The organism is Blautia difficilis (genome assembly GCF_014297245.1).
Classification (GTDB): Bacteria; Bacillota; Clostridia; order Lachnospirales; family Lachnospiraceae; genus Blautia_A; species Blautia_A difficilis.
Genome location: NZ_JACOQG010000050.1, coordinates 1 through 9,399, shown reverse-complemented (window position 1 = coordinate 9,399; position 9,399 = coordinate 1). Strand labels below are relative to the sequence as shown.

15 protein-coding genes and 1 pseudogene are annotated in these 9,399 nt (G+C 47.5%); 1 reads left to right on the top strand and 15 read right to left on the bottom strand.

Annotation, left to right across the window (positions count from 1 at the left end; all coding sequences use genetic code 11):
• The 10 genes from H8Z82_RS16130 to H8Z82_RS16085 all read right to left on the bottom strand — a co-directional run.
• A partial coding sequence (locus H8Z82_RS16130) for a recombinase family protein (RefSeq protein WP_186995676.1) occupies positions 1-185 on the bottom strand: 185 nt, incomplete at its 3' end.
• Entirely contained in the window at positions 186-383 is a 198-nt protein-coding gene (locus H8Z82_RS16125) for a hypothetical protein (RefSeq protein WP_003020324.1), read from the bottom strand.
• 241 nt (positions 384-624) lie between these two features.
• Complete coding sequence (locus H8Z82_RS16120) at positions 625-1,962, bottom strand: virulence-associated E family protein (RefSeq protein ID WP_186995677.1); 1,338 nt, start codon at positions 1,960-1,962, stop codon at positions 625-627.
• Positions 1,931-2,575 (bottom strand): CHC2 zinc finger domain-containing protein, encoded by a 645-nt coding sequence (locus tag H8Z82_RS16115; RefSeq protein ID WP_002595104.1) that lies wholly within the window; start codon positions 2,573-2,575, stop codon positions 1,931-1,933. The genes H8Z82_RS16120 and H8Z82_RS16115 overlap by 32 nt, the downstream gene beginning before the upstream one ends.
• 66 nt (positions 2,576-2,641) lie before the next feature.
• Entirely contained in the window at positions 2,642-4,216 is a 1,575-nt protein-coding gene (gene mobQ, locus H8Z82_RS16110; RefSeq protein ID WP_002595105.1) for a MobQ family relaxase, read from the bottom strand.
• Positions 4,217-4,319: 103 nt separating this feature from the next.
• Positions 4,320-4,736 carry a hypothetical protein gene (locus H8Z82_RS16105; protein WP_002595106.1) on the bottom strand — a complete coding sequence of 139 codons (417 nt, stop codon included), beginning with the start codon at positions 4,734-4,736 and terminating at the stop codon, positions 4,320-4,322.
• A 2-nt stretch (positions 4,737-4,738) separates the two neighbouring features.
• On the bottom strand, positions 4,739-4,936 hold the full coding sequence (locus H8Z82_RS16100) for a helix-turn-helix transcriptional regulator (protein WP_002595107.1): 198 nt from the start codon (positions 4,934-4,936) through the stop codon (positions 4,739-4,741).
• A 317-nt stretch (positions 4,937-5,253) separates the two neighbouring features.
• The gene (locus H8Z82_RS16095; protein ID WP_005335898.1) at positions 5,254-5,550 is read right to left on the bottom strand and encodes a DUF3847 domain-containing protein; all 297 of its coding nucleotides are present in this window, start codon (positions 5,548-5,550) and stop codon (positions 5,254-5,256) included.
• On the bottom strand, positions 5,543-5,884 hold the full coding sequence (locus H8Z82_RS16090) for a DeoR family transcriptional regulator (protein ID WP_005335900.1): 342 nt from the start codon (positions 5,882-5,884) through the stop codon (positions 5,543-5,545). The genes H8Z82_RS16095 and H8Z82_RS16090 overlap by 8 nt, the downstream gene beginning before the upstream one ends.
• The gene (locus H8Z82_RS16085; RefSeq protein ID WP_002304353.1) at positions 5,881-6,069 is read right to left on the bottom strand and encodes a hypothetical protein; all 189 of its coding nucleotides are present in this window, start codon (positions 6,067-6,069) and stop codon (positions 5,881-5,883) included. Before H8Z82_RS16085 ends, H8Z82_RS16090 begins: the two co-directional genes overlap by 4 nt.
• Before the next feature lie 482 nt (positions 6,070-6,551).
• On the opposite strand from H8Z82_RS16085, the gene H8Z82_RS16080 reads away from it, so the two are divergent.
• Complete coding sequence (locus H8Z82_RS16080; protein ID WP_008372835.1) at positions 6,552-7,358, top strand: helix-turn-helix domain-containing protein; 807 nt, start codon at positions 6,552-6,554, stop codon at positions 7,356-7,358.
• A gap of 61 nt (positions 7,359-7,419) precedes the next feature.
• On the opposite strand, the gene H8Z82_RS16075 is transcribed toward H8Z82_RS16080, so the two are convergent.
• From H8Z82_RS16075 to H8Z82_RS16060, 5 genes and pseudogenes are all read right to left on the bottom strand, one after another.
• Positions 7,420-8,382: a DUF3658 domain-containing protein gene (locus tag H8Z82_RS16075; protein WP_005335911.1), complete on the bottom strand. Its 963-nt coding sequence runs from the start codon at positions 8,380-8,382 to the stop codon at positions 7,420-7,422.
• A 29-nt stretch (positions 8,383-8,411) separates the two neighbouring features.
• Positions 8,412-8,789 carry a TnpV protein gene (locus tag H8Z82_RS16070; RefSeq protein WP_005335912.1) on the bottom strand — a complete coding sequence of 126 codons (378 nt, stop codon included), beginning with the start codon at positions 8,787-8,789 and terminating at the stop codon, positions 8,412-8,414.
• Positions 8,749-9,021 (bottom strand): helix-turn-helix domain-containing protein, encoded by a 273-nt coding sequence (locus H8Z82_RS16065; protein WP_002593556.1) that lies wholly within the window; start codon positions 9,019-9,021, stop codon positions 8,749-8,751. The genes H8Z82_RS16070 and H8Z82_RS16065 overlap by 41 nt, the downstream gene beginning before the upstream one ends.
• 161 nt (positions 9,022-9,182) lie before the next feature.
• Positions 9,183-9,266, bottom strand: a pseudogene (locus H8Z82_RS18125) (Maff2 family mobile element protein); the annotation flags it as partial.
• Between the two features lie 36 nt (positions 9,267-9,302).
• Positions 9,303-9,399: DUF4368 domain-containing protein (locus H8Z82_RS16060; protein ID WP_186995675.1), on the bottom strand; the 97-nt coding region annotated here is incomplete at its 5' end.

Here is a 9,399-nt window from a genome sequence, read left to right as displayed (position 1 = left end):
ACTGCCACAACCTCCCATCCCTGCTTTTCGCAGTATTTTTCCAGCATATCACGCTGGTTTGCGATACTGGCACTTTCGCCTTGCAGGTCATCGTCCTTTGACAGCCTGCAATAGACCGCTGCACGATACCCTCCGGCAAGTGCCGAACCGATTGTTCTGTATTCCATTTCGTTCATCATAGCCATTTACCCACACAATCCAGACGGTATCTGGCTCTTTTGAACCTCATCTTCATTATAGCTCATATCTTTCCTTTTAGCAAGATATTCTTTCGTATTTGTCTTACCGTATTTCTGGGAAATCAGGCTGACGAACACATCGGTTGCGTCCAGTTCCCCGTCAAATACCGTTGTAACATGAATCTCTGTTTTGTTTTTTGCCATAGGCAGTTATCCTCCATACATGAAAATAGCCAGACAGAGGGTGTCGGCAACGAAGTCCGGCAACGGGCTTCAAAAGACCTTGCAAACAATCTCAATCTGGCGATGGTTACTATTTATACTTTTCTTTTATTTTTCTGTTGTTTTGGTTGTCATAGGGGAGAAAAGCCGATAGTTTCGGGATTTTCCCCGGCAACCGGCTCGGCAACGGGATAGCAACAGGGGGTGCAACGGGCTGCCATTTTCAGAACGGAAGCTCCATCTGTTCTGTGACCTCCACAAAACCGTCCATCGTTTTTTCAGACGGGTTGCCGGAGTCCGTTGCCGGGTTTTCACGCTCCCAGCCCTTTTGTCTGCCATATTCGGAAAACATTCTTGGGTTCGGGAAGTACCGCCAGCCGGAAATGCACTGGTTCATAATCTCGTTGATTTCCCGGATTTCCCATTGCTTCGGCTCGTCAAAGGCATGGTTCAAGGCTTCCTTGTAGAGCTGCTTGGAACAGACCATGCTCCCGGTGTACTTATCAAGATACGCCTGTATCATCCCGGCTTTGGTGTCCTCCGGCATAAAATCCCGCTGGTGTTCTTTGAGATACCGCTGCATGGCGGGGCTGAAAGCCAACTTGAACCTGCCGCTTCGGTAAATCTCCATCGCTTCTGCCCACATCTGCTCGATATAGGCTCTGGAAGCAGCTTCGTCCTCCAAAATGTGAACCTCGGCTTGCTCCGGGTACACCATGACGGGGATAAAGCGGCGGTTGCCGGAACGGTCAAGGGGCAGGAAGTCAAGGGCATTGGAAGTGCCGCCAAACACGCACTGACGGGGGCGGTCTGCCGGGTGGGTTTCATAAGGTATCTTGTAAACCTCTTTCTGCCGGCTTAAAAACGACTTGATTTCCTCAATGCTCTTGGCGTTTGCGGTTGCCATCATTTCCGACATTTCGATAATCCAGTGACCTTGCAGCTTGCGGTACACGTTATCATCGTCCAGCTTCCGCAAATCATCGGAAAACCACTCGTCCCGGACTGCCAGCAGACGGAAGAAGGTGGACTTGCCAGCCCCCTGACCGCCTACCAGACACAGCATGATTTCAAACTTGCTTCCGGGCTTAAATGCCCTTGTAATCGCCCCCAAAAGAAACAGCTTTAGGGCTTCATAGGTGTAATCGTCCACATCCGCCCCCAGAAAGTGCCGCAGACAGAAGCGGATGCGCTCCGTCCCGTCCCATGCAAGGCTGTTCAGAAAATCCCGGATGGGGTGGTACTTATTCTCATTCGCCACAATCCCGATGGCGGTTTCAATCTTTTTCTCACTGGTCAGCCCGTAGGTTTCCTCCAGATAGAGAAGCAGATACTTCATGTCTGTATCGGTCAGGGCTGTGCTTTCTCTGTGAAAACCGATGGGCTTTATGATGTCCTTTCGGTCGGTCAGGATGTTATAGGCGATTGCCCCGGCAAGCACCGGGTCACGCTGGAATACGGTCAGGCAGTTCCGTATGCTCTGGCGGACACCGCCTTTCTCGGTGGTTTCCAGAGTTGCCTTTACTTCCTCAACGCTCTGGGGCGGCTGCATGGCGTTCATGGTGTTTTTTAGTTCTTGCTGCGTCTGCGGCGGCAAGCTCTGCCATTCGCTGTTCAAGCTGTATCACATCCTTTCCATGTTCCGTAATCAGTGAAGCGATTTCCTCCGTATCCCCAAACAGCAGCACATCCAGCAGATATTCCACATGGGCTTGCTTCTGCAAGGCTTCCACGAACCGGGGATGAAACGCTTCCTCCGGGGAGTGCGGGGCATAGTCGGTTTTCCATACCCGTAAGAGGTGTAGATAATCGGCAAGGACACGGAAGCAATGTGCCTTTGCTTCCCGGAACTGTTCTTCCGGGGATTTCTGCCGGGGCTTGGGCTTCCTTGCCCTGCCCGGTGGCTTCCAGTCCTCATAGGCAAGCCCGAAGTCACTCGCCAACTGTGCGGCGGCTTCCTTTTTCCCCAGCCCGTACAGGGCAGCTACAAAATCAATCACATCCCCATCTGCACCACATCCGAAGCAGTGGAAACGCTTGTCCAGCTTCATGCTGGGGGTCTTATCGTTGTGGAACGGGCAGCAAGCCATCCCGTTTCTGTTTACCCGGATTCCGTAATGCTCCGCAGCCTGTCTTGTCGTAACGGACTGCTTCACAGCTTCAAATACATTCAAATCAATTCCTCCTTGTAAAAAAGAAAAGGCACTTATCATTCTCAATCTGAAAATGGCAAGTGCCTGTTAAAGTTCCATATCCTGTTGTTTGTGTTTCGTCTGCGCCGGGGCGTTTTTCTGTGCTCTCTTCTCGTCAGCCTTATCCTGCAAGACTTCTTTGAGGGGCTGCTTCTTGGGCGGCTCTTTGCTTTCCTCTGTGCCGGGTGTGGCTTTCCGTACCCAGTAGCGGATGTCCCACAGCTTCTTCAAATCTTCCTGCACCTCGGTCAACGGTACTTTCAAGTCTGCGATTTCGTCCACAAGCTTCGCCTGTTCCTGCAAAAGCTCCTTTTTCGTGCTGTCCTTATCGTCCGGGTGCTTGGCAAGGTAGGCACTGGCTTTCTCAAACCGGGCAACCTCCGGGTGTTCCAGCTTGAATTTTTCCTTAGTTTTCTTGAAAAATATCTTCTGGTATTTCTCATAAACGGGCTTACATTCCTTACAGTCCGTCCGGGCGGCAAGGATAGCGTCAATCACGTTGCTGCGGGTTTCCTTTGGCTTCATCTGCTTTCGGTAGTCGGCGGCAGATTTCCCGGACGTTTCTATAAAGTTTTCCAAATCCTCCACGGTGGAAAGTCCCTTTCTCTGGAGATAGGACAGGGCTTCGCTGACTGCCTTTAAGTCTTTGGAAGTCCCCCGGCTTTGTCCCGCCCGTGTCCAGCTGCTCCGTTCTGCCTTTCGTATCTCCATATACTTCATCAGCAGATTGGGAAGAAAGACCGCTTCCTCCGCAGCTTTTTGGGCAAGCAGTTCATTCCGCTTTTCGCTAAGCTCCGCAATCCAGCCTTTGAGATTTTTAATAAGCTGCCGGATGGACTTCATCAAACTATTGGCGGCTTTGATTTCTCGGTTCAGGTTGCCGATGTTCGTCTGAATCCCACGCTTTTCCATCTGCCGGACAGCAGCCCCTTCATGGACGGTAGGGATAATATCAAGCCCCTGTCTTTCGTAAGAACGGAGATCTACTCGTTCCGGGCGGTTGTTGGCTTCCAGATAGCGGTTTTGGATGACCTCCCATTCATGCCGCCAGATTTCGCCATATTTGCGGTCGTTCCAGTCAACCGTATCTTCCTTGTGGCTTTTCCACCTGCCGGACGGGAGCTTGATTCGTTCCCCGTTCTTATCAAGTTCATAGACCTTGCGGCTCTTGGGAAGCCATTTCCCACGCTCATCCATTGCCCGCATGGTCAGCATGACATGGGCGTGTGGGTTTCCGTCCCCTTTGTCATGGATGGCAAAATCCACGCACATTCCTTTGGAAACAAACTGCTGGCGGCAGAAATCCCGTACAAGGGCGGCGTACTGGTCGGGCGGTATCTCTCTGGGAATGGAAAGCACCCACCGCCTTGCAAGCTGGGAGTTCCATTGCTTCTCAACAGCTTCGGCAGCGTTCCAGAGGGTGTTGCGGTCTGTGTACTCCAGGGGAGCGTTTGCCGGGAGCAGGATTTCATTGTGGACGATACCACGCTTTTCCGGGTAGTGTTTTACTTCCTGGTCATATTCACAGAACAGCTTTTCGCCGCTCTGGTAAGCAGCGGCGGCAACCGCAGACTGGCGGTGGCTGCGCTGCACAATAGAGATTTCGTTGTGTGGACAGGGCATTTTGTGTTCCTCCTTTCCGTTTTTGGACATAGAAAAAGCAGGATACCTTTTCAGATTTCCTGCTTGTTGTGCCGCTGGGGGCGGCGGGTATTTAGTAATACATTTACATAGTTTTGTGCAAGTACCAAAGTCGCACAATAAATACAATTTGTCCAATAGCATAAGCCCCAATAATAGTGAAACATGGGACTACTGTCATATATCCGGTGAAAATCAAAGCAAAAATAGAAACAGCAATCGTAACATTCATTACCTTGAAGCCACTTGCCATAGCAGCATTACTAAGCGAAATATTTCTCTCGTCATTTTCCTCTATTTCCATTTCTTTGGTTTTCTTAACGAACAAGTCGCACACACCAGATACAATCAGCAAAATTCCAATGAGAGATGTACCTACTACTATTAAGTCGGGACGTGGCACAGGTATTATTTCATGTACTCCCAAACCGTATGTTAGCAATCCTCCCAGTAGAATAATCATTCCTGTAACTGTCATTAAAATCAACAACCTTTTTTTCATAATCAATCCTCCTCGTAAATAAAAATTTCTTCAATACTCATGTTGAAATATCTGGCAATCTTAAATGCCAACTGAATAGATGGGTTATAGCGTCCGTTTTCCAAAGAGCCGATGGTCTGTCGTGATACTTCCAATGCATTTGCTAAATCTTCTTGCTTTATGCCTCGTTGCTTTCGTAATTCTTCCAGGCGATTTTTCATGTCATCCTCCTCTCTTATGGAAAGTTAACTTTCCATGCTTCCATTATATCACATAGTTCTTTTATGTCAAGTTAGCTTTCCATTTGCATTATATTTTATGAAACTTATCGGCTGGGAACAGCTTGCAACGCAAGGTGTCCCCAGATGGCAAGTCCACAAAAGGGTAGCTGGCGGCAGCCAGCGCAGGGGAAGTGTAGCGTCCCCTGTTTGATTTGGAGCAGACCGTGGCTGCGGAAAATCACAGCCCTCCTGCAAGGAGCCTTCGGAGAACGCAATGCACCAACCTCTGGGTGGTGTATAATTGCGCCCTTAGTAAACTAAGGGGTTTCCGGCTTCTCCCGTTCCAGCAGTTTTTTCAATATATCTTGCGTGTCCTGCCTGTGAAAAATGAGTTTCAGCAACAGCATGACATCATCGTCCGTCAGGCGTTCCGGCTCTTGCAGAAAACTTTCCAGCATACCGCCACGAGTACAGAGCCGGTGCGTCCGTTCCTTTCGGGTAAGCTGCTTCAACTGGTGCTGCAATGCCTTTTCATCATTGATGGCTTTCCGCAGTTTCTTTTCGCTTTTCTCCAACTCCCGGTTGAGCTTTCCCAGCTTTGAGGTATCAGGCAAGGGTAGCGCCCTCCTTTCCCGGTATCAGCACATAAATCCTGTTCGGTTCTCCCACGCCCTGACGCACCCGCATGATAAGTCCGGCGGTTTCCAGTTCATTCAAAGAACGCTTGACCGTCATGAGGCTGCGGGACAGGACTGCGGCAATGGCTGTGATAGGGAAGCAGACAAAAAGAATCCCGTTCTCGTCCGCCTGCCCTCTGAAAAGCATAGCGTCCAACATCCGGCAGTACATGACCTTTGCGGTGCTGCTGACTGGAAATCCTGTCAACGCTCTGGGAAATGGCATACAGGGCGGCAATGGTGTGTCTATCGTCATAAATTCAAAATTCATTCGGTGTGTTCCTCCTTTTTCTTTGCTCGTTTGGATAAATAACGGGGGCAGTCAATCACAACCGCCCGGAAGCTCTGCTTGCACCCATGCTGGCATTTCCGGCATAATTCGTTGTAAGTGACACGCCCCCGGTCATTGAGGTAAAAGGAAAGCTCATGCTTCCGCTTTTTGCTCATTCTCGGCATGTTACGTTTCCTCCCGTTTTCGTGTATGGTTTCGGGGCGATTTTCGGCAAAATTACAGCCATAGAGCCGCTTAAAATCTCCCGAAGTCTCAGCGATAGGGTAGACTATCTCCCTATCAAATTGTCGTGTTTCGGTATCATTTCGGTGTCAGTTCGCCAGTTCTCCCCGGTGTCGTTCCTCCCCTGAATCTCACAGCGGCGTATCGCTCCCTTTGGTACGCTCGTTTCGGTCAGGGTTCCTCCATATCCCTGCCAAAAGTCATGGCGCTACATCGCCGGGGAAGCATATCCCACACAGGCTGGTCATTCGATTGGAATAATCCATCGATGAACTACCTGTATCATAGAACATTTTTGTGCCCTGTGCCGTATATCCACAAAGTAGGAATCAGGGGGAAAATCAGAAATTTCCACGATTGCGGAAAGTGTGATATAATCCAGTTAAACGGCAGAAATAAAACCACCGGAAAGGAGCGTGCGCCCATGAAAGTTGCAACAAGCATACAGGAACGCCTTTGGGAACTCCGCAAAGACAAAGGCTTAAATCTGGAAGAACTATCAAAGCTGACGGGCATTTCTAAATCAGCCCTTGGCAGTTATGAAAAAGAGGATTATAAGGAAATCAATCATGGCAACCTTATCACGCTGGCAGACTTCTATGGGGTTTCCGTCGATTATCTGCTGTGCCGGACAGAGAACAGGGAGCAGATCAACACGCCACTGACGGAGCTGCATTTGAACGATGAGATGGTGGCACTGCTGAAAAGCGGTCGGATTAACAACCGTCTGCTCTGCGAACTTGCCACCCATAAGGACTTTATCAAGTTTCTTGCGGACATTGAGATTTATGTGGACGGGATTGCCACCATGCAAATCCAAAATCTCAACTCCCTTGTTGATACCGTCCGGCATGAAATTATTGAACGGTATCGCCCCGGCGAAGATGACCCGCATTTGAAGGTGCTGCAAGCCGCACATATCAGTGATGATGAGTATTTCAGTCACATGGTTCTGGATGACCTCAACCTGATTATCCGGGATATTCGGGAATTCCACAAAAAGGACAGCGAGAGTGCGCCCCAAACTACCGTTGCCGATGAACTGAAAGAAAATCTGGAAGCGGTCGAAAATTTCAAGGGCAGTCGAGATGAAAAACTGGTTATCCTTTACTGCAAGCAGCTTGGTATCAACTATAAAAACCTGTCAGAAGAAGAATTTCGCTGGTTCATTCGTATTCTCAAAAAATCAAAGAAAATGGGAACACCTATCAGCCAGAGGAAAAAACGGTAAAGGAAAACCGCTGTTGCATGGTTTGTTGGATTCCATGTAGCAGCGGTTTGTGCTGTGGTTATTATTTCATTCGTTTTCTTAATATTCGGCGATAATTTGTTTCTCCCTTTGGTGCGTCCTGTATAATTTCCAACACACCATCTTCAAGCATTTTATCAATGCGATTGGAAATCCATACATCACTAATTCCAAGTTGATATTTTCCTAAAACATTACCTATGACAATAGCCATTTTGAATTGCTCTGGCTGTTCCGCAATTTCACGAAGAATGAAACTATCATATATATCTTCTGAAACGCTTTGCAATTTACCATTTAACATTGCACGCAAAGGTGCATTTTCATTTTGAAGTTGATTCCATTTCATAGTACAAGCTGAAAGAAATACAGGATTAGCTTTCTCTTGTAGAGTTATATAGTTTCCCCATTCGCCAGGAGAGACCTCGCCCCATGCTATTTTGGATGTCATAGTATTTTCTTTTCCATATTCCCATGTAGGTAACTTAACCAAATAAATTGTTGTCTGGCAGTTTAATGGTTGAAGTTGTTTCATAAGCCAATACATACCACAAAGCTCATCTGGATTATAGCTATACCAAATGCGAATTTCTTCCCCAGCTACATATCGTTCAATCACTGAGGTCAATGTAGTTTTAATTTTCTGTATTTTTTCTTCAACCTGATAATCTAAATCCTCTACAAAGCAGACAGACAGCATTTTCTTGAAAATATTTTTCCGCTGTTCGCCAATTCCATTATCAGAAATATCTCCCACACTAAGAGCCATATCAAAACAATAAACATCACTGCTCTTGCCTCCCAATGGAATAGCATTCTCCCAAGCAATGCGTTCTTGTTCCTGTGCTTGAAGCTGTGCCTTTTTCATTTCATCTGAAGATGGAACACTCCCGTCTTCGTGCCTCATAAATATTGAAACAGCACTTCCTCTATACTTTCCCTTGCCGTAAGTTTGGGCAATTTTCAAACTTCCACAGGCACTTTCACCAAATACAATTTCAATCATCTTATATACCTCCGATTTAATTGCTCCCGTTATGAATAAATCATCTCATACAAAACAATTTCTTCTGCCCTGTTGTGAATGTTATTGCAACGCTGCACCCATTCCATTTGTCGGGTACACTTCAATTCCTCTGTCACGCCCTCGGTAGCTTTCATCTGCTCCATGATAGTGTCTAACCGTTTTTGTGCCTGTTCATTCAGGTCTGCAAGATATGTCAACAATTCTCCGGTCAGTATCAATGTATTCAATCTGGCTGGGTGGACTTCTCTTAAATATTCCCGGTGCATTCGTCCGTACTTTCCGATAGGGCGGTGTTCCTCCGGCAGTTTCAAGCCTGGAATGTAGTAATCTCCGACAAGGATATAATCAATTCCGTTTTCCGTTATTCTTGGTTTCAATTCGCTCATGTTCCTTACCTCCTGTGGAAGCAGGCTCGTCTGGTACTAACTCAATCACATCAGTAATCTCACAATTCAGAGTTTCACAGATACGGGCTAATGTATCCATGCTGATGTGCTTTCCCTCTTTGCTCATGTTGGCAATCATATTTGTTGTCATACCAGCAGCAAGCCTTAAATCCTCTTTTCTCATATCACGCTCTAACAGTGTGTGCCAGAGTGGTTTATAGCTGATGTGCATATTGTTTTCCTGCCTTTCTATCCATACCACCGGGGCGGTTGCCCCGGCAGGAACTTTTCTCTTATTATAACACCAATCTTGTGAAATCACAATTTATTCTTGTAGCCTGCCGCTGATACCGTCTGGATTGTGCATTCCCTTTCTTTTTGTTCCCTTTAATTAGCCATGAACTGTTTTATTCCTTGTGACTTTACTGATGTGCTATAAAGAAGCAATAGAAGTGTAAAAAATTTTGCCGTTCCTATCCGGCACTTAGCTCTTGTGTCGGATAGGTCGGGCGGTTATTCGGGCAAGTCCACCTTGCCAACAAAAGAATAATAAATCTCAATGTCCTGTCTGCGGGTCTTGTTCTCGTCATAGCTGCACTCATGCACAACG